Below are 24,292 nucleotides of genomic sequence, written 5' to 3' on the forward strand. Positions count from 1 at the left end.
CGGAGACGCCGGCCGCGGCCTCAGGTATACCCTGGCGCAGATGGACAAAAGCGGCCACATCGCGGCGATCCGATTCGGGCACGGCCTCCGCCTCGACCAGGCGCCGCCGGCCGACCCCGAGGCCTGGCTGCTCGGCCAACTGGACCAGCCGGACGCGGCCCCGCCGGGCCCCGGCCTCGGCGAGGCCATGCAGGTCCGCTTGGCAGACCTTCAGGCACGGCGCTCCACCAATCCGGTCGGCGACCCGGAGGAAACCCGCCGGGCCTTCAACGCGCTGAACCGGGCGGAGGTCGAGGCCCACGCCGCCTGGCGCCTGGACTCGACGCAGCCCTTCCGCGACCGGCTGGTGGATTTCTGGGTGAACCACTTCACCGTCAGCCGCCGCGTCGGCAACATCTCCGTGCTGATGGGCAGCTACGAGCGGGACGCCATCCGCCCCCACGTCACGGGCCGCTTCGCGGACATGCTCCTCGCGGTGGCCCGCCAACCCGCCATGCTGGTTTACCTCGACAACACCGCCTCCATGGGTCCGTCCAGCCCCGCCGGCCTGCGCATCCGGCGCGGCCTGAACGAGAACCTGGCGCGGGAGATGCTGGAGCTCCACACCCTGTCGCCCGCCGGCGGCTACACCCAGGGCGACGTCCAGGAACTGGCCAAGATCCTGACCGGCTGGAACATCGAGGGCGGCCGCGAGCCCTTCGGCTTCCGCTTCCGCCCGGCGATGCACGAGCCCGGCGAGAAATTCCTGCTCGGCCGCCGCATCCCCGCCGGCGAGGCGGCCGGCGAGGCGGCGCTGCGCCTGCTGGCCGAACATCCGGCCACCTGGCGGCACCTGGCGGTGAAGCTCGCGCGGCATTTCGTCGCGGACGATCCGCCGCCCGACGCCGTGCGGGCGCTGCACATGGTGCTGCGCGACACCGGCGGCGACCTCGGCGCCACCGCCCGCGCCCTCGTCGCGCTGCCGCAGGCCTGGGCGCCGCCGCTGGCCAAGTTCCGCACCCCCGCGGACTACGTGCTGGCCACCTGCCGCGCGCTCGGCGCCACCCCGGCCCAGGCCGGGCTGGTGGTGCAGGGCATGGCGCAGCTGGCGCAGCCGCTCTGGACCGCCCCGCAGCCGAATGGCTGGTCCGACACCGCCGCGGAATGGGCGACGCCGGAGGCGCTGATGCGCCGGGTCGACTGGGTCTTCACCATCGCCGGCCGCATCGGCCGCCGCGACCCCGGCGAGGTGGCGGAAGCGGCGCTCGGGCCGCTGGCGCGGGCGGAAACCGTGGCGGAGATGCGCCGCGCCGGATCGGCCCGCGATGCGCTCACCCTGCTGCTGGCCAGCCCGGAGTTCCTGCACCGATGAGCGCCGCTCCGCACGCCTCCTTCAACCTGCGCCGCCGCGGCCTGCTGCTCGGCCTCGGCGCCAGCTTCGCCACGGGCCGCGCCCGCCTCGCCTTCGGCCAGGCGCCCGGCGACCGCCGCCAGGTGGTGATCCTGCTGCGCGGCGCGGTGGATGGGCTGTTCGTGGTGCAGCCCTATGGCGATGCCGCGCTCGCCGGGCTGCGCGGCCCGCTGGCACTGCCGGAGCCGGGGCATGAGGACGGGCTGCTCGACCTCGGCGGCCGGTTCGGCCTGCATCCCGCCTTCGCCAACCTGCATGCGATGTTCGCGGCGCAGGAGGCCCTGATCCTGCACGCCATGGCCGGCCCCTATCGCAGCCGCAGCCATTTCGAGGCGCAGGATCTGCTGGAGGGCGGCACCGGCCAGCGACTTTCCAGCGGCTGGCTGAACCGCGCGCTGGAAGCGATGCCGCACGGCCAATCCCCCACCGCCCGCACCGGACCCGCCCGAACCGGCCTCGCCATCGGCACCGGCGTGCCCCTGCTGCTGCGCGGCGTGGTGCCGGTCGGCGCCTATGCACCGCCCGGCCTGCAACACCCGCCGGAGGAGTTGCTGCACCGCCTGGCCGCCCTGCAACGACAGGATGCGCGGACCGGCCCGGCCTTCGAGGAAGGGCTGCGCGCCCGCGGCTTCGCGACGCAAACGCTCGGCGCGCCGACCGCGGACCGCGACCGCGGCAGCTTCCCGGCGCTCGCCGCCGCCGCGGGGCGCCTGCTGGCGGAAGCCGAGGGGCCGCGCGTGGCGGCGCTGGAACTCGGCGGCTGGGACACGCATGTGCAACAGGCCGGCCGCATCCTCGGCCCGATCCGCGCACTGGACGCCGGCCTCGGCCGGCTGCGCGAGGCGCTCGGCGCCGAATGGACCCGCACCGCCGTGCTGGTCGTCACCGAATTCGGCCGCACCGCCCGCGTCAACGGCAACATGGGCACGGACCACGGCACCGGCGGCATTGCCCTGCTGGCCGGCGGCGCCGTCCAGGGCGGCCGCGTGATCGCCGATTGGCCGGGCCTTGCCGAAGGCCAGCTCTTCGAGAACCGGGACCTGCAGGCGACGCAGGACCTCCGCAGCGTCGCCAAGGGCCTGCTCCGCGACCACCTGCGCCTGCCGGTGGCCGCTGTGGCGCAGGCCTTCCCCGGCAGTGCCGATGCGCCGGCCATGTCCGGCCTCATCCGGACCTGAGTCCGCAACCGCCCTGTCGTTCCGGCGTTGCGACGTTGACGGAACAGGAGCCAGGCATGGCAGAACGCATCGCGGTCTATCGCTACCAGATCGAGGTCGAAGGTGAACCGGCGGAGGTGCGCTACACCCTCGCCCCGGTCGAAGGCGTCGGCTACGCCGGCCGCGGCACTCCGGCCGAGGCGGAGGACACCGGCGAACAGCACGCCACGCGCGCGAAGCCGGCCGGCCATCTGGAAGCGCCCGCAGGCACCCAGGTCGTCGATGTCGAGCCGCCCACCCTGGAAATCCCCGGGCGCGGCCGCGTCGATGTCTCCGCCGTGCTCGGCGTGACGGAGGGCGATGCCTCCGAACTCGGCCAGTACCTGCGCTGGATTCCCGCCTGAGGCCCCGGCGGGCCTCCAAACTGGACAAGCCGGCGGCCGGGCGCCACATCGCGCGGCCATGCCAGATTTCCCCTCCCCCCCGCCGCTGCGCACCGGGGATTTCGACTTCGACCTGCCCGAAGGGCTGATCGCCCAGGCCCCGGCCCGGCCGCGCGACGCCGCGCGCCTGCTGGTGGTCGGCCCGGACCGCCTGGAGGATCGCGGCATCCGCGACCTGCCCGCCCTGCTGGCACCCGGCGACCTGCTGGTGGTGAACGACACCCGCGTCATCCCCGCCCGGCTCCAGGCCCGACGCGGCGCGGCGCGCATCGAAATCATGCTGAACCGCGCCGAGGGCGGCGGCATCTGGCAGGCCCTGGTGCGCAACGCCCGCCGCCTCCGCGCCGGCGACCTGGTGACCATCGAGGGCGCGCCCGGCTGTACCGCGCGGGTGCTGGACGCGCCGGAGGGCGGCTCCGTCCGCCTCGATTTCGGCCCCGACCAGGCGGCCCTCGCCGCGGCCCTGGACCAGGCCGGCGCCATCCCCCTGCCCCCCTACATCACCCGCACCGATGGCCCGCAGGTGCAGGATGCGGCGGACTACCAGACCATCTTCGCCCGCACCCCCGGCGCCGTCGCCGCCCCCACCGCCAGCCTGCACTTCACCGATTCGCTGCTGGCCGCCCTCGCCGCGCGCGGCATCGGGCGGGCCACCATCACCCTGCATGTCGGCGCCGGCACCTTCCTGCCGGTGCGGGACGACGACCCGCGCGCGCACCGCATCCACCAGGAATGGTGCGAGGTCTCGCCCGAGGCCGCCGCCGCCATCAACGCCACGCGCGCCGCCGGCGGCCGCATCGTCGCCGTCGGCAGCACGGCATTGCGCACGCTGGAAAGCGTGGCCGGCGAGGATGGCCGCGTCGCGGCCTTCCAGGGCCTGACCGGCATCTACATCCTGCCCGGCCACCGCTTCCGCGCCGTGGACGCCCTGCTGACCAATTTCCACCTGCCGAAGTCGACCCTGCTGATGCTGGTCTCCGCCTTTGCATGCACCCATCGGATGCGCGCCGCCTACGCGCATGCCATCCGGGAAAACTACCGCTTCTTCTCCTACGGCGACGGCAGCCTGCTGTTCCGCTGCGACCAGGATCTGGCCGGATGACCCTGCACTGGAAGATGGCCGCCCAAGACGGCGCCGCCCGCGCCGGCACGCTGCACACGGCGCATGGCGAGGTGCCAACCCCCGTCTTCATGCCGGTCGGCACCGCCGGCACGGTGAAGGCGATGACGGCCGATGCGGTGCGCTCCACCGGCGCCCGCATGGTGCTCGGCAACACCTACCACCTGATGCTGCGCCCCGGCGCGGAGCGAGTCGCCCGCCTCGGCGGCCTGCACCGGATGATGGACTGGCACGGCCCGATCCTGACCGATTCCGGCGGCTTCCAGGTGATGAGCCTCTCCGGCCTGCGCAAGCTGGACGCCGATGGCGTCACCTTCCAGTCCCATATCGACGGCTCGAAGCACCGCATCACGCCCGAACGATCGGTGCAGATCCAGCACCTGCTCGGCGCCGACGTCACCATGTGCTTCGACGAATGCACCCCCTTCCCCGCCACCCCGGACCAGGCCGCCGACAGCATGCGCCTGTCGATGCGCTGGGCGGCGCGGTCGCGGGAGGCCTTCGTGGCGCGCGAAGGCCACGGCCTGTTCGGCATCGTCCAGGGCAGCACCTACCCCGACCTCCGCGCCGAAAGCGTCGCCGCGCTCACCGCCATCGGCTTCGAGGGCTATGCCATCGGCGGCCTCGCGGTCGGCGAAGGCCAGGCCGAGATGCTGCGGATGCTGGACGTGACCGCACCCCTGCTGCCGCAGGCCGCGCCGCGCTACCTGATGGGCGTCGGCACGCCGTCGGACCTCATCGCCTCCGTGCGCCGCGGCGTCGACATGTTCGACTGCGTTATCCCGACGCGCTCCGGCCGCACCGGCCGCGCCTATACCAGCCGCGGCGTGCTGAACCTGCGCAATGCCCGCCATGCGGAGGACCTGTCGCCGCTGGATCCCGACTGCGACTGTCCGGCCTGCCGCAACCATTCCCGCGCCTACCTGCACCACCTGATCAAGGCGGAGGAGATGCTCGGCCCGATGCTGCTGACCTGGCACAACATCCGCTACTACCAGACCCTGATGACCCGCCTGCGCGACGCCATCCTCGCCGGCCGCTTCGAGGCCGAGGCCGCCGCCATCGAGGCCGGCTGGGCGGCCGAGCCTACTCCTGTGGAGACCAGCCCCGCAGTTCCATGAACACCTGGCGCACCGCCGCCGGAATCCGGCTCGGCGGTGCCTCCCCGGGCCAGGACACGCCGACCAGGCGGCCATTCACCTCCTGCGTCAGCGAACACGTCACGTTGCCAGGGCGGTTCTCGGCCAGCCGCGCGAAGCCGGCCGCCTCCAGCGCCGCGACCCAGCGCTGATACGCCTCCCAGTCCCGGCCGAGCGGCGTGTGCACCAGAGGCACGCCCGCGCGCGGCTGCTCCAGCCGCGTCACCGCCCCATCCGCCATGATCCGCGTGCCGCCACCGCCGCCGGTGACGCCGCCGCCACAATGCGCCGTCAGGCTGCCGACGGGGCGCGGCTGCGGCGGCGCGACCGGCCATTGCTGCGATAGCGCCGGCTGTGCGCCCACGGCCAAGGCCAGCAGCGCCCAATACCCCAGCCCCCGAAGGCTCCGCCCCATCCCAGCCCTGCGCATCGCCGCCCCCTGAACCCTTCGCTGCTATACGCCACGCCCCCGTTGGCGCTAAGGAGCGCCCTCGGTCGGCATCCCGAAGCACAAGGCTAGCGCATCTTGGCGGCGAACAACTCCCCCGGTTCCTCACCCCCCGCTTCAACGGTTCCTGAAACCGGCATCACCACGGATACCAGCGGCCTCACCCTGCTCGGCCGCAGCGCCGGCGCGCCGGACCATCCGGACGCCGCGTTGCTGGAACGCGTGCCCAACCCGCATCCCGGCCTGCGCTACTGCGTGCGCTTCACCGCGCCGGAATTCACCTCGCTGTGTCCCATGACCGGCCAGCCGGATTTCGCGCATCTGGTGATCGACTACATCCCCGGCGCCTGGCTGGTCGAGAGCAAGTCCCTCAAGCTGTACCTCACCGCCTTCCGCAACCACGGCGCCTTCCACGAGGCCTGCACCGTCGGCATCGCACGCCGCCTGATCGCGGAGATCGCGCCGGAATGGCTGCGCATCGGCGGCTACTGGTACCCGCGCGGCGGCATCCCGATCGATGTCTTCTATGCGACGGGCGAGGCCCCGGCCGGCGTCTGGATCCCGCCGCAGGACGTGCCGGGATACCGTGGGCGCGGCTGACGCGATCCGCGCCGAGGCACTCCGCCTCGGCTTCGACGCCGTCGGCTTCGCCCGCGCCCATCTCGCGCCCGAAGCCCGCGCCCGCCTGCGCCAGTTCCTGGCGGAGGGCCTGCATGGCGGCATGGCCTGGATGGAACCCCGCGCCGACCAGCGGGCCCACCCGCAGGCCCTGTGGCCGGAGGCCGTCAGCGTCATCTCCCTCGGCCTGAACTACGGGCCGGAGACGGACCCGCTGGAATCCCTCGCCTGGCGCGACCGCGGCACGATCAGCGTCTATGCCCGCAACCGGGACTACCACGACGTGGTCAAGAAGCGGCTGAAGGCGCTCGGCCAGTGGATGGCGCAGCGCTTCAAGGGCCAGCCTCTCAAGGTCTTCGTCGACACCGCCCCGGTGATGGAAAAGCCGCTGGCGCAGCAGGCCGGACTCGGCTGGCAGGGCAAGCACACCAACCTGGTCAGCCGCACGCATGGCTCCTGGCTGTTCCTCGGCGAGATCTTCACCACGCTCGACCTCGCGCCGGACGCCGCGGAGCGCGACCATTGCGGCTCCTGCCGCGCCTGCCTCGACATCTGCCCGACGGACGCCTTCCCCGCGCCCTACCGCCTCGATGCGCGCCGCTGCATCTCCTACCTCACCATCGAGCATCACGGCCCGATCCCGCACGAACTGCGCCCGAAGATGGGCAACCGCATCTATGGCTGCGACGACTGCCTCGCCGCCTGCCCCTGGAACAAATTTGCCCACGCCCACGCCGAACCAGGATTCGCACCGCGCGTGGAACTGACGGCGCCGCGCCTGGCTGAACTCGCCGCGCTGGACGATGCAACATTCCGCCAGAAATTCTCCGGCAGCCCGATCAAGCGCATCGGCCGCAACCGCTTCGTCCGCAACGTCCTCGTCGCCATCGGCAACTCTGGCGACCCGGCGCTGCGCCCCGTGGCGCAGGCACTGTCCGAGGATGCCGACCCCACCGTCGCCGAATGCGCCCGATGGGCCACCGAAAGACTGCCTGCATGACCGAGAAAGCCCTGGTCCTGTTCAGCGGCGGCCAGGACAGCGCCACCTGCCTCGCCTGGGCGCTGGATCGCTTCGACCATGTCGAGACGCTCGGCTTCGACTACGGCCAGCGCCACGTCGTGGAACTGGACGTCCGCGGCGCCGTGCGCGACGCCATGGCCGGCCACGCCGGCTGGGCCGCGCGCCTGGGCCCCGACCACCTGCTGGACCTCCGCGCCCTCGGCGCCATCAGCGAAACCTCCCTCACCCGCGACGTCGCCATCGAGATGGAAACGGGCGGCCTGCCCAACACCTTCGTCCCCGGCCGCAACCTGATCTTCCTGACCTTCGCCGCCGCCCTCGCCTTCCGCCGCGGCATCCGCCACATCGTTACCGGGGTCTGCGAGACGGACTACTCCGGCTACCCCGACTGCCGCGACGACACCATCAAGGCCCTCCAGGTCGCCATCAACCTCGGCATGGAACGCCGCTTCGTGCTGCACACCCCGCTGATGTGGCGCGACAAGGCCGCGACCTGGGCGCTGGCCGAAACCCTCGGCGGCGCCACCCTCGTCGAGCAGATCCGCGCCCTGACCCTGTCCTGCTACCTCGGCGACCGCACGCCGCAGGACTGGGGCGCCGGCTGCGGCACCTGCCCGGCCTGCGAGTTGCGCGCCCAGGGCTGGAGGCGGTATCGCGCCGCATGACCGCACGACAGGAAGGCTTCCTCTATCTGCTCGGCTTCGCGCTGTGCATCCCGGCCGCGAATTGGATGATCGGCCACATCGGCACCGTCTGCGTGCCGCAGGGGCCCTGCCTGATCCCCGTGGCGCCGGGTGTCATGGCCCCCTCCGGCGTGCTGATGATCGGCTTGGCGCTGGTGCTGCGGGATTTGGTGCAGCGGCGGCTCGGCCTGTCCTGGGCCTTCGCCGCCATCCTGGCCGGCACCGCGCTCTCCGCCCTGCTGGCGCCGCCGGCGCTGGTGCTCGCCTCCGCCGTGGCCTTCCTGCTGTCGGAGGTCGCGGACCTCGGCGTCTATACCCCGCTGCAGCGCCGCGGCCTGGTGCTGGCGGTGCTGGCGAGCGGCCTGGTCGGGCTGCTGGTGGACAGCATCGCCTTCCTCTGGCTCGCCTTCGGCAACCTGGACCTGCTGGCGGGCCAGGTGCTCGGCAAGCTGTGGATGGTGCTCGCCGCCCTGCCGCTGCTGCACTGGCTGCGCCGCCGCGACGCACGGCTCGGGCTGGCGGCATGAAGATCCTGGTGGTCCGCAATTCCGACACCGCGCCGGAAGGTGCCTTCGGCGAGTGGCTGCGCGACCAGGGCCACGACCTGTCCATCGTCCCAGGCGCCGACCTGACCCCCGAGGCGATGCGCGACGCCCCGCTGGTCGTCCTGCTCGGCTCCCCCCACGGCGTCTACCAGACCGACATCCCCTGGATCGCCGCGCAGCGCGGGATGGTCGCGGCCCGCCTCGCCGCCCGCCGTCCCCTGATCGGCATCTGCTTCGGCGCGCAGATGCTCGCGGTGGCCGCCGGCGGCGAGGTCGCCCGCATGCCCGATGGCCGCTTCTTCCGCGGCTGGCTCGGCCTCGACCAGGCCAGCGATCCCGCCTTCGCCGGCCCTTGGCCGCGCTGGCACGGCGACGCCATCACGCCCCCACCTTCCGCCGAAATCCTGGCCCGCGACGCCGGCACCATCCAGGCCTTCGCCCTGCCCAACGCCATCGGCGTGCAATTCCACCCGGAGGCGACGCCGGCCCTGCTCGCCGATTGGGCGCGCCTGTCCCCGGAGGGCAGCGTAGAGGCCGAGGCCCTCGCCGCCGACAGCACCCGCCACTTCAGCGCCCGCCACGCCGCGCGCCACGCGCTGTTCGCCCTGCTGCTGCGCCGCGCCGGCGCATGACCCCGCGCCTCGACACGCCGCGCCTGATCCTGCGGCCGCACACCACTGGGGACTTCCCCGCGCTCGCCGCCCTCTGGGCCGACCCGGAGGTGACGCGCCACATCGGCGGCCGCCCCTTCACCGCGGAGGAAAGCTGGTCCCGCCTGCTGCGCTACGCCGGCCTCTGGCCGCTGCTCGGCTTCGGCTACTGGGCGGTGGAGGATCGCGCCACCGGCGCCTATCTCGGCGATGTCGGCTTCGCCGATTTCCACCGCGCGCTCGACCCGCCGGTGGAGGGCCTGCCCGAAATCGGCTGGGTCCTCGCCCCCGCCGCCCACGGCCGTGGCGTGGCGACGGAGGCCGCCGGCGCGGCGCTTCACTGGCTGCGCCGCGACTGCTTCTGCATCATCGCCCCCGCCAACGCCGGGTCGCTGCGCGTCGCCGCCAAGCTCGGCTTCAACCCGCGCGGCCCGGCACGCTACGGCGCCACCCCCATGCTGGTGCTGGACAGGCCCTACGCGCCCAGGGGCTGATCCGGCGTCTGCAACGCGAAGTAGCCATGCCGCCGCCGCGCCTCGGCCAGATCCACCCCGGCGCGGATATCCTTGAGGATCGCCTCCTCCTTCGCCTCGATCGCCTCCGCCACGCCCAGCACATCCGCCGCCCGGCTGGCGGGCACCACGACGACGCAGCTGTCATCGGCGCAGATGACGTCGCCCGGATCGACGCGGATGTGGCCCAGCACGATCGGCACGTTCACCGCCTCCAGCGCCACGCGGTCCTTGCCCGTGCGCGAATGGTTCGCCCGCGACCAGATCGGGTAGCCGTATTCCCGGCTTTCCCCCACGTCGCGGTTCACCCCTTCGATCACCGTGCCGGCGATGCCCTTGGCCTTCGCCGATTCCGTCAGGATGTTGCCCCACACGGTGCAGTCCAGCCGGCCGCGATTGTCGATACAGATCACGTCGCCGGCCTCCGCCAGGTGCAGGAAATCCCCCACCGTGCCCCCGGCCGGCCCCACCGGCAGGTACAGCAGCGTCACCGCCTGCCCACAGATGGACGCCCCGCCCAGCATCGGCCGCAGCCCATCCACCTGCCCGGGCAGCCCCAGCTTATCCAGCGCGTCGGAGACGCAGGAGGTCGGCAGCTTGCCAAGCCGTTTCAGGATGTCAGCGTCGATACGGTTCATGCAGGAACTCCATCAGGTCTCAGCGCCAATAAGCCTTCTCCCCCCAACGGGGGGTTCGACGCACTGCGTCGAAGGTTGGGTGAGGGGGGGGGACCGTGACGCAAGACACGGCCCCGATCAAAGGGGCCGCCCCCCACGCATACTGAAGTCGATTTGGCTGGTATGCCCCCCTCACCCAACCCTCTCCCCCCACAAGCGTGGGGAGAGGGCTCAGCCAGGGATCGGGAGAGCCGCTCTCAATCCGGCTGGATATTGGCCGCCCGAACCAGCCCGCCCCAGGTCTCGACCTGGCCCTTGAAGAAGGTCCCAAGCTCGGCCGGCGAGGACAGGATCAGCCGCGCCTGCTGCGTCTCCGTCATCACCGTCTTCGCCCGCTCCTCGGACAGCGCCTCGCGCAGCGCCGTGTTCATCCGCGTGATCAGCTCCGCCGGCGTGCCCTTCGGCGCGAACACGGCCCACCAGGCCTCGGCCTCCATGTTCGGAAAGCCCGCCTCCGCCGCGGTCTGCGTCTCCGGCAGCTTGGACAGGCGCTGCGGCCCGAACTGCAGCAGCGGCCGCAGCGACCCGCCGGTGATATGCGGCAGCATCAGCGCCGCGCTGCCGATCATCATGTCCACATGGCCGGCCACCGCATCATTCACCGCCAGCCCGCCGCTGCGGTAGGGCACATGGGTGATGCGGATGCCCGCGCGCTCCGCCAGCCGGATCATCGACAGATGCCCGAGCGTGCCGTTGCCGGTGGACCCATAGGAGACCCCATCCGGCCGCGCCTTCGCCGCCGCCACCACATCCGCCATGGTCCGGAACGGCTTGTCCGGCTTGCACGCGACCGCATAGGGCGAGCCGCCGATCAGCATCACCGGGTCGAGGTCGGTCAGCACGTCGAAGGGCGGGTTGCGCAGCAGCGCGGGAATGGTGGAGTGGCTGTCGAAGGTCAGCAGCCAGGTCAGCCCATCCGGCCGCGCCTTGGCGACGATGTCCGCCCCGATCGACCCGGCAGCGCCGGACCGGTTCTCCACCACCACCGTCGCGCCGAGCCGTTCCGTCAGCCCCGCCGCCGCCAGCCGCGCCACCGCATCGGTCGATCCGCCCGGCCCGAACGGCACGACGATGCGCATGGTCTGCCCCTGTGCGCGCGCGACATGCGGCGCGGCGAGCAGCGCGGCCATGGCGCCCAGCCCGGTGCGGCGTGTGATGCTGGTCATTCTTGTGGTTCCTCCCGTTGTCGCCGGCGCCTTCAGGTGCCGTGCGTGGTCGCGTCGAACAACTCCTCCACCGCAACCACGCGCGAAGTCAACCCATCCGCCTCGGCGTAGCGGCACATGGCGGCCAACTCGTCGCGGTTGCGCCCGAAGCCGTAGGGCCAGGGATCGCCCCCCATCAGCGCCGTCTGCGCCGCGGCCTCCGCGGCGATCCAGGGCAGCGAGACGCGCAGCACGTTGACCAGCGCGAGGTCCGCCAGCGCCTGCGCCTTCGCGCCGTTGAAGGCGGCGAACAGCGCACACGCCAGCCCGGGGTTCGCCGCCGCCACGTCGCGCCGGATCGCCATGCAGTGCATGATCGGGAAGAAGCCGGAGGCACGGAAATACGCCTCCTCCTCCGGCCGGCTGTCCGGCCACAGCCGCGCCACCGGCGCCGTGCCGTTCACGAAGCAGGCAGGCGGCCGCGGCCCGATGATGGCGTCGATCCGCCCCTCCGCCAGCATCGCATCCAGCGTCTCGCCCGCCGCGATCTCCTGCATGTCGATGCCCGGCGGCAGGTCCAGCTTCGTGCGCTCGCCCGAGGATCTCCAGGCGATGCCGGACAGCTCCACCCCGTAATGCTCCCGCAGCATCCCGCGCACCCATAGTGCCGCCGTCTGCTGGTACTCCGGCACCCCGATGACGCGCCCCGCCAGGTCGCCCGGCCCCACGATGCCGCGATCCGTCCGCACATAGACCGCCGAATGCCGGAAGGCGCGGGAGGGAAACACCGGCACGCCGATGTACCTCGAATCGCCACGCCCGACCGACAGGATATGGCTCGCCATCGAGAGTTCCGTGATGTCATGGCGCGCCTCCCGCATCGCGATGCGGAACAGCACCTCCGGCTCGTCCGCCGTCGCCTCGATCCCGAAGCCCTCGATGGGAATGCGCCCATCCAGCACCGCCTGGGTCCGGTCGCTGCGGTGGCAGGCCAGCGTCAGTCTGGTCATTGCGGCGCTTTCGCGATGTTGTCCGGCGTGAAGGGCCAATGCGAAACGCGCACCGACAGCGCATCGGCGATGGCATTGGCGATGGCCGCGATCACCGGCCCCATGCTGCATTCGCCCGCACCCAGAGGCGGCGCCTCCGGCCGCGCGATGATCTCGGTGTGCACCCGCGGCACCTCCGGGAAGCGCAGGATCGGATAGGTCTCCCAGCTGTCGGAGGTGACGTTGCGCGCATCGTGCCGCACCGCCTCCAGCAGGCACATGGAGGTTGCCTGGATCGCGCCGCCCTCGATCTGGTTCAGCGTGCCATCGGGGTTGATCACCTCCCCCACATCGGTCGCGAGCCACAGCCGCCGGCAGAACACGCGTTCCGCCGCCTCGATCTCCGCGACGGCCGCGCACCAGGCCCCGGTGCCCTTGTAGCGCGCGACGCCGAGGCCCATCCCGAACCCCTCCCGCGCCCCACGTTGCGCCCATCCTGCCATCGCCGCGGCGCGCGACAGCACATCCCGCGCCCGCGCATCGTCCAGGTGGCGCAGCCGGTGCGCGAGCGGGTCCTCCCCCACCGCCGCCGCCATCTCGTCCATCACGCTCTCGATCGCCCAGACATTGATCAGCGCGCCGAGCCCGCGCAGCGCACTGCTGCGCATCGGCATGACCGAAAGCTGCGACATGCCGACCTTCAGCGCCGGTACCCGATACTGCGGCACCGCATTGCGCTGCGCCCCGCCGCCACCCGCCAGTGCCGGGTTGATGGACAACGGCACGGGAAACGCATCCGACATCATGGAGGCCGCCAGCAGCGTCGGATGCTGCCCCCGCCCCGGCCGCCCGGAATGCCCGTTGGAGGTCACGTGCTGGTCCCAGCGCAGCAGCGTGCCCCCGGCATCCGCCTCCGCCACCACATCCACCAGCATCGCCGGCGACATCGGCCCCCAGCCCAACTCCTCCGCCCGCGACCACAGCACGCGCACCGGCACGCCGGGATGCGCCCGCGCCACCAGCGCCGCATCCAGCGCCACGTCATCGGCGCCATTGTGGCCGTAGCAGCCGGCACCCTCGACATGCTGCACCAGGATGGCCTCGGCCGGCATCCGCAGCGCCTTCGCCAGGTCGCTGCGCAGATTGTAGATGCCCTGGCTGTGGCTCCACACCCGCACCGCCTCGCCATCCCACCGCGCGATGGCGCAGCTCGTGCCGATCGAGCCATGCGTCACGAAGGGCCGGAAGAAGCTCCGCGCGATGCGATGCACGGCGTCGGGCGTCTCGGCCGCGCGCTCCGCGACAACGGACCGCTCCGCCGGCGCGTCGCGCAGCCAGGCTTCCAGCGCGCCCTCCTCCGGCAGCGTGTCGCGCGCCTCCCACTCCGCCCGCGCGGCGACGCGCGCAGCCGCGGCCTCCGCCTGGTGTTCCTCCGCCGCCACCACGGCCAGCACACTGCCGTCGCGGAACAGCGTGGCCTCACCCGGCAGCGCGCCATCCCGCACCGCCACCAGCCGAGCGCCCCGCGCCGCCGGCCGCACCATCCGCGCATGCAGCATCCCCGGCAGCCGCAGATCGTGCAGGAAGCGCGGCGCGCCGAAGACCTTCTCCGGCAGGTCCAGCCGCGGCGCCGAAGTCCCGGCGATCCGCCGCGCCGCCGCGGGCCGCGCCACCACCCCCGGCGTCGCCTCCACCGCCAGCAGGTCGCTTGCCGCCAGCGACCAGTAGCTGCCCAGCACGCGTCCATCCGGCGCCACGAAATCCCCGTCCCGCACCACGATATCCTCGCGCGACACGCCGCTGCGCTGCGCCACCACGCCGAGGAAGATGCCGCGCGCCTCCGCACAGGCATGCCGCACCGCCATGCCGGATTCCTGCACCGAAAGGCTGCCGCTCGTCACCGCCTCGTCCGGGCTCTCCGGCGTGCTCGCCGCCTGCACGCGGATGCGCGGCAGCGCCACCTCCAGCTCCTCCGCCGCGATCTGCGCCAGCGCCGTCAGGATGCCCTGGCCGAGCTCCACCTTGCCCGGCGTCAGCACCACCACCCCCTCCGGCAGCAGCCGCAGCCAGCCATCCAGCCGCCGGTTCACATGCAGGCTGCCCGGCAGCCTGGGCCGCCCATCGGCCACCGCCGTCCCGTGAAAGGCCAGGTTCATGTCGCCACCTGCATCAGCGCCCGCAGGATGCGGTTGTGGCTGCCGCAGCGGCACAGATGCGGCGCCAACGCCGCCCGCCACTCCTCCTCGCTCGGCCGTGGATTGTCGCGCAGCACCGCCACCGCGCGAACCTGGATGCCGGACAGGCAGAAGCCGCATTGCCCCGCCTGATGGTCCAGCAGCGCCCGCTGCACCGGATGCGGCGCCTCGGCCGAACCCAGCCCTTCCACCGTCACGACCCGCCGCCCGGCCACGTCGCCCACCGGCAGCGTGCAGGCCGTGCGCGGCACCCCATCCACCAGCACCAGGCAGGCCCCGCACTGCTCCGCACCGCAGCCGAAGCGCGTGCCCGAAAGGCCCAGCTTCCCGCGCAGCGCCGCCAGCAGCGACGCCTCCGGCCCGATCGGCGCGGAGACTTCCGCGCCGTTCAGTTCGAACGAAACGCTCAAGCCGGCGTCATCTTCGCCATGCGGATGAACTCCGCCTGCCGCGTGATGTCGGCGCGCAGATACGCATCGAAGGCCTCGATGCTCATCGCCATCGGCTGCGCGCCGAGCCTGGCCTGCGCCTCCTGCGTCGCCGGCAGCGCCAGGATGCGGTTGACCTCCGCGTTGATGCGCTGGCGCAGCTCCAGCGGCGTCGCCGCCGGGGCCATGAAGCCGAGCCAGATCGAGGCCTCGTAGCCCGGCACCACCTCCGCCACCGCCGGCAGGTCCGGCATCAGGCTGCTGCGCGTCGGGCCGGTGGTCGCGAAGCCGCGCACCCGCCCGCCCTCGATCTGCGGCCGCATGGTCGGGATCGCGTCGAACATGATCGGCACGGTGCCGGAGATCACCGCCGTCCGCGCCTCGTTCGAGCCCCGGAAGGGCACGTGCGTCGCGGTCGCGCCGGCCATCGCCAGGAACACCTCCCCCGCCACGTGATACGGCGTGCCGGGGCCGGAGGACGCGTAGTCATACTTGCCCGGATTGGCCCGCAGCAGCGCGATCAGCTCCGCCAGGTTGTTCGCGGGGACCGAGGGATGCACCGCCAGCACATGGTGCGCGATGTTGATGGCGGCGACCGGCGCCAGGTCCCGCATCAGCACATAGGGCCGGTTCGGCAGCAGCGTCTCGTTCGCCGTGTGGGTGTTCGACATCAGCAGCAGGGAATGCCCATCCGGCGCCGACTTCGCCACGTTGTCGGTGCCGATGGTGGCGCCGGCGCCGGGACGGTTCTCCACCACGAAGGGCTGCCCGAAGGCCTGCGACAGCGGCTCCGCCAGGAAGCGTGCCGCGACATCCGCCGATCCGCCGAGCCCGAACGGCACCACGATGCGCACCGGCCGGCTCGGCCAGGCGCCCTGCGCCCGAAGCAGCCCGGGGGCGGCGAGCGCGCCCGCGGCGCCGAGCATCAACCTGCGTCCGATCATTCTTCGTTCCTCCCCTGCAAACTGTCAGCAACATTGCGCCGCTGCGCGCGAAGGGCAAGGCCCGCCTCAGAACCGCGCCATGCGTCCGCGCACCCGCGCCAGGAACGCCGCCCGTCGCGCGTCGGAGGCGCGGTTCATGTCGTACAGCGCATGGTAGTCGATGGCGGCACGCCCGGCGGTGATGACGCGGAGGTACCGCGTGACGGCCATGCGCGGCGGGTCGCCCACCAGCATCGCCGTCCAGCGCGGCCGTCCATAGGTGCTGATCCCGGCGATCTTCCGGATGTGCAGCAGGTTCGGCTTCGCCACGCCGTCCTCCAGCCGGAAGGACACGCCCGGCAGCAGCACGCGGTCCATCCACCCCTTCAGGATCGCCGGCAGCCCGAAGCACCAGGTCGGGAAGGACAGCACCAGCGCCTCGGCACGCTCCAGCCGACCCACGTAATCCTCCACCGGCCCGCGATTGCCCGGCACCTCATGGTAGCCACGCCGTTCCGCCGCGCTCAGCACGGGGTCGAACCCCTCCGCATACAGGTCGCACAGATCCGTCTCGTGCCCCGCCGCCCGCAGCCCGTCCCGCGCCGCATCGCGGATCGCGGCATGGAAGCTGTCCTCCAGCGGATGCGCGTACAGATACAGCACGCGCATCAGCGCTGCGTCCCCGCGATCACCGCGATATCCTCCGGCGCGAGGTCCACCGGGATGCCGTTGCGGATCAGCTCGGCGAAACCCTCGTTCGGCGCCATGAAGGTCAGGCAGTACAGCTTCTCCGTGGTGTCGTTGACGACCACATGCTCCACCCCCGGCCGCAGCACGAAGGCATCACCCGGCCCCACCGGCATCTCCACGCCATCCGCATAGGCCTTGCCCGAGCCCGCCAGGACGAAGAAGCATTCCTCCGCCACCGCATGGGTGTTCGGCGGCGTCCGCCCGCCCGGCTCGAAGATCTCCACCACCAGCGTGAAGCTCACCCCATCGGCCACCGGGTCGAACAGGCAGGCGAAGTAGTTGCTGTCCCCCTCGGCGATGCGGAAGCCGCGCAGGTCGGCGGCGCGGCGCGAGAGCACGGGGGCGGACATCATCGGCACGGATTCTCCATTGCGGGCCAGCACCGGAAAGTTGCATCACCCGCACCGTCCGCAACAGGGCCCGATGCATGCGCGTGCTGATGATCTACTGCCACCCCCGCCCGGACAGCCTCTGCGCCGCGCTGCGCGACGCGGCGAAGGCGGCGCTGGAGGCCAGGGGCCACCAGGTGGATCTCCGCGACCTCTACGCCGAGGGCTTCCAGCCGGCGCTGACCGCCGAGGAACGCGGCCGCTACCACGACCTGGCGACCAACCTCGCCGGCATCGAGGACCATGTCGAAAGCCTGCGCCGCGCCGACGCGCTGCTGCTGGTGCACCCCACCTGGTGGTACGGCATGCCGGCGATGCTGAAGGGCTGGTTCGACCGCGTCTGGGCCCCCGGCGTCGCCTTCCGCCTGGGCGAGGGCGCCATCGAACCCTTGCTCACCAACATCAGGCGCATCGGCGTCATCACCACCTACGGCTCGCCGCACTGGCTGCTGTGGTACATCGGCCGCATCGACCGCAAGCTGCTCGGCCGCGGCATCCGGCGCCTGTGCGCCAAGGGCTGCCGCACGGACTGGTACACGCTGACCAGCATGGACCATCGCAGCCCCGCCGAATGCGCCGCCTTCGTCGCCCGCGTCAGCCGGCAGATGGCGCGCTGGTGAGGCGCAGCAGCGCCGCCACCGCCTGCTCCGGCCGCTCCACCGCCACCGCCCCGGCCGCCGCCAGCGCCGCCAGCTTCGCCGCCGCCGTCTCCCGCGCCGCGCCGGCCAGCGCCCCGGCATGGCCCATCCGCGTGCCCTCCGGCGCGTGGCGCCCCATCACCAGCGCGACCAGCGGCTTGCCGAACGCCGGCAGCGCCGCCGCCAGCGCGTATTCCTTGTCGCCGCCCAGCTCCCCGCAATACAGCACCGCCCGCGTCGCCGGATCGGCGGCCAGCAGCGCCAGGTAGTCCTGCGGGTTGCGACCGATCACCAGATCGCCACCCATGTGGATGACGGCGCTCTGGCCGATCCCCGCCTCGGTCAGCAGCCGCGCGAGGGCCAGCGTCAGCGTGCCGCTGCGGCACAGCAGCGCGACACGACCCGGCATGCAGAACTCCGGCGCGATGGAACCCAGCAGCGTGCGCCCCGGAATGCACAGCCCCAGCGTGTTCGGCCCCACGAGCCAGCACCCGCCCGCCCGCGCGTCCCGCGCCGCCTTCAGCCCGTCATGCACCGGCACGTATTCGGCCGCCGCGACGATCAGCGGAATGCGCGCCGCGACCGCCCCCCGCACCGCATCCAGCACCCCCTCCGGCGGCGTGTAGAGCACCGCCGCATCGGCGGGCGCCTCCAGCTCGGAAAGATCATCGAGCAGCGGCAGCCCGTCCAGCATGGTGCCGCCCCGCCCCGGCGCGATGCCCGCCACCAGCGCCGTGCCCGCCGCGCGCATGGCGGCGACCTGCGCCATGGCGTAGCGTCCGGTCGGGTTGACGATCACGACGCGCCGGGGCGCCTCGTGCAGAAAGTTGAACGGCATCACGGGGCGGCACGATGCGGCTGACGGAGTGGGACGGCAAGGTGGCGCTGCGCCGCCACGGCATCGCGGTGCCGCAGGGAATGCTGCTGCACGACCCGGCCGCGCCGCCCGGCTGGGCGGATGTCGTGGTCAAGGCGCAGATCCTGGAAGGCGGCCGCGGCAAGCGTGGCCTGGTGCAGCGCGGCGATGCCACGACCCTGGCCCGCGACATCCGCCACCGCCTGGACGACCCGGCCGCGCCCCTGCTGCTGGAACGCCCGCTCGCCATCGCACAGGAGATCTTCCTGGCGCTGCGCGTGGACGGCACCGCCCAGGCGCTTGAGGTGCTGTGCTCCCCCGCCGGCGGCATCGAGGTCGAGGGCGGCCCACCGCCGCTGCGCTGGCACATCCTGCCGGAGGGCTCCACCGCCCCCGCCGACAGCCTGCGCGCCCTCCGCCAGGGCTTCCCCCCCGACCTCGCCGCCCGCCTCGCCCGGCTGGTGCTGCGCCTCGCGCGGCTGATGGTGGCGGAGGATCTGGAAAGCCTGGAGATCAACCCCCTCGCCCGCCTCGCCGACGGCACCCTCGTCGCCTGCGACTGCAAGCCAGTCCGCGACGAGGCCGCCGGCTTCCGCCACGACGCCGAGGCCACCGCCCTGTCCGCCACCCTCGAATCCGCCGCGCTGACGCCGCTGGAACGCCGCGCCCGCGCCGAGGGCTTCCAGATGGTGGAACTGCCCGGCGGCCGCGTCGCCATGGTCACCGCCGGGGCCGGGCTCGGCATGATGATGCTGGACCTGCTGGGCGACGCCGGCTGCCCCGCCGCCTGCTTCATGGACAACGCCCAGGGCGGCCCCGCCGAGACCGCCCCGCAGCGCTTCGCCCTGGCCTTCGAGATGGCGGAACGGCCGGAGGTGGAGGCGGTGCTGTTCTACACCACCCTCGCCTCCCGCCCCCTGCGCGGCCGTGTGGAGGCGCTGGCCGCCGCGCTGCGCCAGCGCCCCTCGCCGAAACCCCTGTTCGTCGGTCTGGCCGCCGGCCATGCCGCCCTGGCCGGCTATTCCATGGCGCAGGCCGCGGCCGACCTCGCCGCCGTCGGCGTCACGGCGCTGGAGGCAGACCCGCACGCCCTGGTAAGGCAACTGGCCGCAACGATCGGCCCGAGGATTCGCGCATGACATCCCTGCCCGACCTGTTCGCCCCGCTCGACCCGGCCACCCAGCCGGTGGTCCCCATCGAGGGCTACCCCAACACCATCCGCCGCAACCCCGCCCGCGCGCCCTTCCGCCGGCCGCTGACCCGCACCGAACTCACCGGCCCGCTCGACCTCTCCGCCAAGCTGCGGCCGGGCGACGACAACCTGGCGGTGCTGGAACCCGGCCGGGCGGCGCAGGGCCAGTTGATCCATGTCGGCGGCCGGGTGCTGGACGAGGACGGCAGGCCCATCCCCGGCGCCATCGTGGAACTGTGGCAGGCCAATGCCGGCGGCCGCTACTTCCACCCGATCGACCAGCGCGACGCCCCGCTCGACCCGAACTTCATCGGCAACGGCCGCACCCGCAGCGACGACCAGGGGCGCTACGGCTTCTTCACCATCAAGCCCGGCGCCTATCCGGTGCCGGACAGCGGCCGCTGGTGGCGGCCGCCGCACATCCACATCTCCGTCCTCGGCCCGGGGTCGCTGATGCGGCTGGTGACGCAGATGTACTTCCCGGGCGACCCGCTGAACGCCCTCGACCGCATCCTGAATTCGGTGCCCGACGCCGCCGCCCGCGCCCGCTGCATCGCCGGCGCCTTGCTGCCCACGGACGTCGCCGGCGACTGGCTCGGCTACACCCACGACCTGGTGCTGCGCGGCCGCCACGCGACGCCGCCGCTGTGATGCGCCCCAACGCCCCCCTCATCCCCACCGCCTGGGCCACCATCGGCCCCTTCTTCCCGCAGACCTTCTTTCAGGAGGGCGACAACGACCTGACCCGCATGGCCCCCGGCGCGCCGCCCACCGCGCGCGGTACGCCGATGTGGCTCACCGGCCGCGTGCTGCAGGAAGGCGGCGGCGCCTGCGTCAATGCCGTGCTGGAAGCCTGGCAGGCCGATGCCGCAGGCCGCTTCCGCCACCCGCGCGACCCGGACTGGCGGGCGGCCGACCCCGGCTTCCATGGCTGGGGCCGCGCCTGGACCGACGCCGAGGGCCGCTTCGCCTTCCGCACCATCATCCCCGGCGCCTATCAGGACGCGGCCGGCCCGCGAGCCCCCCACATCAACCTGGCGCTGATCGGCAGCGGCATCATGGGCCGCCTCTCCACCTGCGTCTTCCTGCCCGGCGAGGCCAATGCCGCCGACCCCGTGCTCTCCACCCTGCCCGCCCCGCTCCGCCCCCTTCTGGTGGCGCGCCCGGACGGCCTCGCCGAGGACGGCGCCCCGCGCTTCACGCTGGACCTCCTTCTGCGCGGCGCGCCGGAGGCGGAGACACACTTCTTCGAGGATTAGCAGGCTGCGGAAAGGAAGCCCTCTCCCCCACCTCATGGCGGAGAGGGCATTTCAGCAATCAAGCCACCCCATCCTCCGCCTGCCGCATCATCGCATCGATGCGCTGCGCCAGCGCCGGCTGGGTCCGATCCTGGAACCGCGCCGCCTGCGACGGCCCGACCAGGTTGCGGCAGAACTCGGCCAGCAGCGGGCCCATCAACTGCATGTCCCCGGCCTCGAAGGCGTGCACCTTGCCGCGGCCATAGGCCTCGTCATAGGCCTGGATCCGCCCATGCATCAGCACCACCGCATTGTGCAGCAGGCTGCGCTGCGGCGGCGACATGTGGTCCGGGTTGCGCGCCTGCGGCGCGATGCGCAGCGCCACGTGGTTGGCGGTGCATTCCTGGCAGGCCTCCGCCAGCCGCAGCACCGCATCCTCCGCGATCCCGCAGCCGCGCAACGCCACCAGATGCGCCCACAGCGTCAGGATCGCGGGTTCCAGCACCTGCTGGCCCTCCGCCGGCCATTCCGCCCGGCGCCGCACCTCGATCACCTCCTTGTCGAAGTCGACCAGGCGCTGCGGCAGGTCCCGCAGCAGGGCTTTCTGCAACCGGCTTTCGCGGGAGAACCCGAACGCCATCGCCGCTACAGCACCGCGTAGACGTCATAGACCGGCCCGCCCGGGAACCGGTGGCCGACCGCGACCGCCAGCACCCGGTTCAGCCATTCATGCGGCCCCGGCCCGGTCCCGAAGCGCATCGCGGTGCGCATGTAGTAGCTGCCCGGCGGCACCTCCTCCCCGGCCGCCATGCGCGCCGCCACCTCCGGCGGGGCGTGGCGGATGCCCTGGTAGGTCGCGCCGATCAACTGCCCGTCCTCGGACTGCAGGACCACCCGCACATCGAGCCGGGTGCCGCCATCCGATTCGGTCAGCAGCCAGTCCGACCCGCCCGGCAGCACCGTCCCGGCCAGCCCCGGCCCGCGGAAATGGCCGCCGGTGATCAGGAACACGCGCCGGTCCCCGATCGGCCCGGCGCCGATCGCCTGCGGCCCCTCCACCGTCAGTTCCAGGCGGAACAGGAAATCCGAATGCAGCTTCATGCGGTCCATCGCGGCGGCCTCAGCGCTGCCGCCAGGGCAGGCCATCGGCCTTCCAGCCGGCGACGCCCCCGCGATGCCCCTCCGCATCCACCGGCCCCTCGAAGCCATCGGCGACGTTGAAGGCGTGCGGAAATCCCGCCTGCTGCGCCGCCTGCCCGGCCGCCAGGCTGCGCGCCCCGGACCGGCAGATGAAATACAGCTTGGACAGCGGCGAGGCCCCGGCCCGGCGCAGATGCTCCACGAAATTGCCGTTCACCTGCATGCCCGGATAGACCTGCCACGGGATCAGCGCGACCTCCTTGCCGACCCCGCCCAGTTCCGGCAGACCGACGAAGTTCCACTCCGCATCGGTGCGCACATCCACCAGCATCGCATCGGGGTCCTCGGCCAGGGCCTTGTAGGCGGCGCGGGGGCTGACATCCGGAACGCCGGGCATGGCTTCCACTTCCTCAAGTTGGTACTGTAGGGAGGATGGGGCCACGGCCCGCGCGGCACAACATCCGGCGCCCCGCGTGCCGGGCATAAGGGAAGATGAAGACATGTCCGAGCCTCAGCCGACCCACGATTTCCTCGGCCGCAAGGTCGTCAGCTCCAAGACCGAGGCCTTCAAGAACGACCTGCCCTGGATCATCGCCCTGATCGGCGTGACCGTCTTCACCATCATGGCGCTGGCCGGCTACTTCCGGCTGTAGAGCACGATTCGCGTCGATGGAATCGCGGGTCATGATCTAGCAGGCTGCGCAAACTCCCCGACAAAGCCCTCTCCCCCACTCATGGGGGAGAGGGCTTTCCGTAGCCTGCTAGAGCATTTTCAAGTCAGGCGGATACGCCTGACGGCTCGGAAAATGCGCCAAATCAACAGCTAGGGCCGTTTCACCTGTGCATGGCGCAGGTGAAACGGCCCTAGGCCCCTGTTTTTCTGGCTGATTCACGCCTCCGGCCGTTCCAGCCTTCGACGATCACGCTCCAGCCGGCCCCCCCCGGCGCGGCCCCCGAATCGCCGCGCTTCCCGACCTGCAAGCGCCCTCTCCGCCGGCGAGCGGGCGCTACCCGCGCAGCCCCAGCTCCCGCACCAGCCCGCCCCACTTCGCGACTTCCGCCGAAAGATGCCGCGCCGCGGCTTCCGGCGAATTGTCGGCATAGGCATCCACCCCCGCCTCGTTCAGCCGCCGCAGCGTCGCGGGGTCGCGCAGCGCCGCCGCCGCCGCATCCGAAATCGCCTGGATCGCCGGCGCCGGCGTGCCGGCCGGCGCATAGATCGCCTGCCAGGCGGCGGCGTCGTAGCCCGGCACCCCGGCTTCCGCGATGGTCGGCAGGCTGGGCAGCAGGCTCGAGCGTTCGGCGCTGGTCACCGCCAGCCCGCGCACCCGGTTGTCCGCCATCAGCGGCGCCAGCAGGGTCTGGCTGTCGATCATGAAGTCGATCCGCCCCGCCGTCAGGTCCGCCACCGCCGCCGGCGTGCCGCGATACGGCACCACCGTGAACGCCACCCCCGCCATCTTCCGCAGCAGCTCCGCCGCCAAATGCGACGAAGCCCCGATGCCCGCCGTGCCGAAATTCGCCTCCCCGCCGCGCGACTTCAGCCAGGCGATGAAGCCCGCCAGGTCCGTCACCGGGATCGCCGGATGCACCGCCGCCACGAAGGGCTGCCGCGTCACCAGGGACACCGGTGCGAAGCTCGTCACCGGGTCGAACTGGAAGCTGGCATACAGCGCCTTCATCGCCGCATGGCCGACGCTGCCCACCATGATGGTGTTCCCATCCGGCGCCGCCCGCGCCACCGTGGACGCCCCGATGGTGCTGCCCGCGCCGCCCTGGTTATCGATCACCATCGGCCGCCCGAGCGTGCCCGACATGTGCTCCGCCAGGATGCGCGCCACCACATCGGTCAGCCCGCCGGCGCCGAACGGCACCACGACGCGCAGCGGCCGGGCCTGGGCCAAGGCGGGGGTGGCGAGCAGGGCCGGCGTGGCCAAAAGCAGGCGGCGTGACAGCAACATGGCGGGGGTGTCCCTATTCTTGGATGCAAGGCTGTTGTCTCATGG

30 protein-coding genes are annotated in these 24,292 nt (G+C 72.5%); 16 read left to right on the forward strand and 14 right to left on the reverse strand.

The annotated features are described in order from the left end of the window. Positions 1–40 precede the first annotated feature (40 nt). Genes ACFHPP_RS15270 through tgt form a run of 5 tightly spaced genes read left to right on the forward strand, consistent with a single transcriptional unit; the run spans position 41 to position 5,231 of the window. Complete coding sequence (locus ACFHPP_RS15270; protein ID WP_437164100.1) at positions 41–1,351, forward strand: DUF1800 domain-containing protein; 1,311 nt, start codon at positions 41–43, stop codon at positions 1,349–1,351. Next, positions 1,348–2,568 (forward strand): DUF1501 domain-containing protein, encoded by a 1,221-nt coding sequence (locus tag ACFHPP_RS15275; protein ID WP_437164101.1) that lies wholly within the window; start codon positions 1,348–1,350, stop codon positions 2,566–2,568. Before ACFHPP_RS15270 ends, ACFHPP_RS15275 begins: the two co-directional genes overlap by 4 nt. A 56-nt stretch (positions 2,569–2,624) precedes the next feature. Beyond that, the gene (locus ACFHPP_RS15280) at positions 2,625–2,951 is read left to right on the forward strand and encodes a hypothetical protein (RefSeq protein ID WP_437164102.1); all 327 of its coding nucleotides are present in this window, start codon (positions 2,625–2,627) and stop codon (positions 2,949–2,951) included. Between the two features lie 58 nt (positions 2,952–3,009). Continuing rightward, positions 3,010–4,092: a tRNA preQ1(34) S-adenosylmethionine ribosyltransferase-isomerase QueA gene (gene queA / locus ACFHPP_RS15285; RefSeq protein WP_437164103.1), complete on the forward strand. Its 1,083-nt coding sequence runs from the start codon at positions 3,010–3,012 to the stop codon at positions 4,090–4,092. Continuing rightward, positions 4,089–5,231, forward strand: coding sequence for a tRNA guanosine(34) transglycosylase Tgt (gene tgt, locus ACFHPP_RS15290; RefSeq protein WP_437164104.1), 1,143 nt, complete (start codon positions 4,089–4,091; stop codon positions 5,229–5,231). Before queA ends, tgt begins: the two co-directional genes overlap by 4 nt. On the opposite strand, the gene ACFHPP_RS15295 is transcribed toward tgt, so the two are convergent. Then, complete coding sequence (locus ACFHPP_RS15295; RefSeq protein WP_437164105.1) at positions 5,197–5,664, reverse strand: hypothetical protein; 468 nt, start codon at positions 5,662–5,664, stop codon at positions 5,197–5,199. The two genes, tgt and ACFHPP_RS15295, sit on opposite strands and share 35 nt — an antisense overlap. 171 nt (positions 5,665–5,835) lie before the next feature. On the opposite strand from ACFHPP_RS15295, the gene queF reads away from it, so the two are divergent. Genes queF through ACFHPP_RS15325 form a run of 6 tightly spaced genes read left to right on the forward strand, consistent with a single transcriptional unit; the run spans position 5,836 to position 9,708 of the window. Further along, positions 5,836–6,297, forward strand: a complete 462-nt coding sequence (gene queF, locus ACFHPP_RS15300; protein WP_437164159.1) for a preQ(1) synthase — start codon at positions 5,836–5,838, stop codon at positions 6,295–6,297. Continuing rightward, the gene (gene queG / locus ACFHPP_RS15305; protein WP_437164106.1) at positions 6,284–7,315 is read left to right on the forward strand and encodes a tRNA epoxyqueuosine(34) reductase QueG; all 1,032 of its coding nucleotides are present in this window, start codon (positions 6,284–6,286) and stop codon (positions 7,313–7,315) included. Before queF ends, queG begins: the two co-directional genes overlap by 14 nt. Further along, positions 7,312–8,001 (forward strand): 7-cyano-7-deazaguanine synthase QueC, encoded by a 690-nt coding sequence (gene queC / locus ACFHPP_RS15310; protein ID WP_437164107.1) that lies wholly within the window; start codon positions 7,312–7,314, stop codon positions 7,999–8,001. The genes queG and queC overlap by 4 nt, the downstream gene beginning before the upstream one ends. Beyond that, a complete protein-coding gene (locus ACFHPP_RS15315) occupies positions 7,998–8,546 on the forward strand; it encodes a VUT family protein (protein ID WP_437164108.1) in 549 nt (182 codons plus the stop codon). The genes queC and ACFHPP_RS15315 overlap by 4 nt, the downstream gene beginning before the upstream one ends. Next, positions 8,543–9,196 (forward strand): type 1 glutamine amidotransferase, encoded by a 654-nt coding sequence (locus tag ACFHPP_RS15320; protein WP_437164109.1) that lies wholly within the window; start codon positions 8,543–8,545, stop codon positions 9,194–9,196. Before ACFHPP_RS15315 ends, ACFHPP_RS15320 begins: the two co-directional genes overlap by 4 nt. Continuing rightward, complete coding sequence (locus tag ACFHPP_RS15325; RefSeq protein WP_437164110.1) at positions 9,193–9,708, forward strand: GNAT family N-acetyltransferase; 516 nt, start codon at positions 9,193–9,195, stop codon at positions 9,706–9,708. Before ACFHPP_RS15320 ends, ACFHPP_RS15325 begins: the two co-directional genes overlap by 4 nt. Here ACFHPP_RS15325 and ACFHPP_RS15330 read toward each other — a convergent pair. From ACFHPP_RS15330 to ACFHPP_RS15365, 8 genes are all read right to left on the reverse strand, one after another. Continuing rightward, the gene (locus tag ACFHPP_RS15330; RefSeq protein ID WP_437164111.1) at positions 9,690–10,364 is read right to left on the reverse strand and encodes an RraA family protein; all 675 of its coding nucleotides are present in this window, start codon (positions 10,362–10,364) and stop codon (positions 9,690–9,692) included. The genes ACFHPP_RS15325 and ACFHPP_RS15330 overlap by 19 nt on opposite strands. A 236-nt stretch (positions 10,365–10,600) precedes the next feature. Beyond that, complete coding sequence (locus ACFHPP_RS15335) at positions 10,601–11,569, reverse strand: tripartite tricarboxylate transporter substrate binding protein (protein WP_437164112.1); 969 nt, start codon at positions 11,567–11,569, stop codon at positions 10,601–10,603. Between the two features lie 32 nt (positions 11,570–11,601). Further along, entirely contained in the window at positions 11,602–12,558 is a 957-nt protein-coding gene (locus ACFHPP_RS15340) for an ABC transporter substrate-binding protein (RefSeq protein WP_437164113.1), read from the reverse strand. Beyond that, positions 12,555–14,693, reverse strand: a complete 2,139-nt coding sequence (locus ACFHPP_RS15345; RefSeq protein WP_437164114.1) for a molybdopterin cofactor-binding domain-containing protein — start codon at positions 14,691–14,693, stop codon at positions 12,555–12,557. Before ACFHPP_RS15345 ends, ACFHPP_RS15340 begins: the two co-directional genes overlap by 4 nt. Continuing rightward, positions 14,690–15,142 carry a (2Fe-2S)-binding protein gene (locus ACFHPP_RS15350; RefSeq protein WP_437164115.1) on the reverse strand — a complete coding sequence of 151 codons (453 nt, stop codon included), beginning with the start codon at positions 15,140–15,142 and terminating at the stop codon, positions 14,690–14,692. Before ACFHPP_RS15350 ends, ACFHPP_RS15345 begins: the two co-directional genes overlap by 4 nt. After that, the gene (locus ACFHPP_RS15355; protein WP_437164116.1) at positions 15,139–16,104 is read right to left on the reverse strand and encodes a tripartite tricarboxylate transporter substrate binding protein; all 966 of its coding nucleotides are present in this window, start codon (positions 16,102–16,104) and stop codon (positions 15,139–15,141) included. The genes ACFHPP_RS15350 and ACFHPP_RS15355 overlap by 4 nt, the downstream gene beginning before the upstream one ends. A 66-nt stretch (positions 16,105–16,170) precedes the next feature. Next, positions 16,171–16,752, reverse strand: coding sequence for an NAD(P)H-dependent oxidoreductase (locus tag ACFHPP_RS15360; RefSeq protein ID WP_437164117.1), 582 nt, complete (start codon positions 16,750–16,752; stop codon positions 16,171–16,173). Then, positions 16,752–17,186 carry a cupin domain-containing protein gene (locus ACFHPP_RS15365; RefSeq protein WP_437164118.1) on the reverse strand — a complete coding sequence of 145 codons (435 nt, stop codon included), beginning with the start codon at positions 17,184–17,186 and terminating at the stop codon, positions 16,752–16,754. The genes ACFHPP_RS15360 and ACFHPP_RS15365 overlap by 1 nt, the downstream gene beginning before the upstream one ends. A gap of 74 nt (positions 17,187–17,260) precedes the next feature. Between ACFHPP_RS15365 and ACFHPP_RS15370 the strand changes: the two genes are divergently transcribed. Next, positions 17,261–17,842 (forward strand): NAD(P)H-dependent oxidoreductase, encoded by a 582-nt coding sequence (locus tag ACFHPP_RS15370; RefSeq protein ID WP_437164119.1) that lies wholly within the window; start codon positions 17,261–17,263, stop codon positions 17,840–17,842. Here the strand turns inward: ACFHPP_RS15370 and ACFHPP_RS15375 are convergent. Then, positions 17,817–18,698 carry a succinate--CoA ligase subunit alpha gene (locus ACFHPP_RS15375; RefSeq protein ID WP_437164120.1) on the reverse strand — a complete coding sequence of 294 codons (882 nt, stop codon included), beginning with the start codon at positions 18,696–18,698 and terminating at the stop codon, positions 17,817–17,819. The genes ACFHPP_RS15370 and ACFHPP_RS15375 overlap by 26 nt on opposite strands. A gap of 14 nt (positions 18,699–18,712) precedes the next feature. On the opposite strand from ACFHPP_RS15375, the gene ACFHPP_RS15380 reads away from it, so the two are divergent. Genes ACFHPP_RS15380 through pcaG form a run of 3 tightly spaced genes read left to right on the forward strand, consistent with a single transcriptional unit; the run spans position 18,713 to position 21,167 of the window. Beyond that, a complete protein-coding gene (locus ACFHPP_RS15380; protein WP_437164121.1) occupies positions 18,713–19,855 on the forward strand; it encodes an ATP-grasp domain-containing protein in 1,143 nt (380 codons plus the stop codon). Continuing rightward, positions 19,852–20,559: a protocatechuate 3,4-dioxygenase subunit beta gene (locus ACFHPP_RS15385; protein WP_437164122.1), complete on the forward strand. Its 708-nt coding sequence runs from the start codon at positions 19,852–19,854 to the stop codon at positions 20,557–20,559. The genes ACFHPP_RS15380 and ACFHPP_RS15385 overlap by 4 nt, the downstream gene beginning before the upstream one ends. After that, on the forward strand, positions 20,559–21,167 hold the full coding sequence (gene pcaG / locus ACFHPP_RS15390; protein WP_437164123.1) for a protocatechuate 3,4-dioxygenase subunit alpha: 609 nt from the start codon (positions 20,559–20,561) through the stop codon (positions 21,165–21,167). Before ACFHPP_RS15385 ends, pcaG begins: the two co-directional genes overlap by 1 nt. A 58-nt stretch (positions 21,168–21,225) precedes the next feature. On the opposite strand, the gene ACFHPP_RS15395 is transcribed toward pcaG, so the two are convergent. From ACFHPP_RS15395 to ACFHPP_RS15405, 3 genes are read right to left on the reverse strand one after another with little or no spacing between them, the layout of a single operon-like run. Beyond that, positions 21,226–21,786 carry a hypothetical protein gene (locus tag ACFHPP_RS15395; RefSeq protein WP_437164124.1) on the reverse strand — a complete coding sequence of 187 codons (561 nt, stop codon included), beginning with the start codon at positions 21,784–21,786 and terminating at the stop codon, positions 21,226–21,228. A 5-nt stretch (positions 21,787–21,791) separates the two neighbouring features. Then, positions 21,792–22,292 (reverse strand): DUF3237 domain-containing protein, encoded by a 501-nt coding sequence (locus ACFHPP_RS15400; protein ID WP_437164125.1) that lies wholly within the window; start codon positions 22,290–22,292, stop codon positions 21,792–21,794. Beyond that, entirely contained in the window at positions 22,267–22,683 is a 417-nt protein-coding gene (locus ACFHPP_RS15405) for a rhodanese-like domain-containing protein (RefSeq protein ID WP_430667734.1), read from the reverse strand. The genes ACFHPP_RS15400 and ACFHPP_RS15405 overlap by 26 nt, the downstream gene beginning before the upstream one ends. A 103-nt stretch (positions 22,684–22,786) precedes the next feature. Here ACFHPP_RS15405 and ACFHPP_RS15410 point away from each other — a divergent pair, with 103 nt between their 5' ends. After that, positions 22,787–22,939: a hypothetical protein gene (locus ACFHPP_RS15410; RefSeq protein WP_437164126.1), complete on the forward strand. Its 153-nt coding sequence runs from the start codon at positions 22,787–22,789 to the stop codon at positions 22,937–22,939. Positions 22,940–23,293: 354 nt separating this feature from the next. On the opposite strand, the gene ACFHPP_RS15415 is transcribed toward ACFHPP_RS15410, so the two are convergent. Beyond that, on the reverse strand, positions 23,294–24,247 hold the full coding sequence (locus ACFHPP_RS15415) for a Bug family tripartite tricarboxylate transporter substrate binding protein (RefSeq protein WP_437164127.1): 954 nt from the start codon (positions 24,245–24,247) through the stop codon (positions 23,294–23,296). Positions 24,248–24,292: the final 45 nt, after the last annotated feature.

Source organism: Falsiroseomonas sp. E2-1-a20, assembly GCF_051433195.1.
In the GTDB taxonomy this organism is placed as follows: domain Bacteria; phylum Pseudomonadota; class Alphaproteobacteria; order Acetobacterales; family Acetobacteraceae; genus Falsiroseomonas.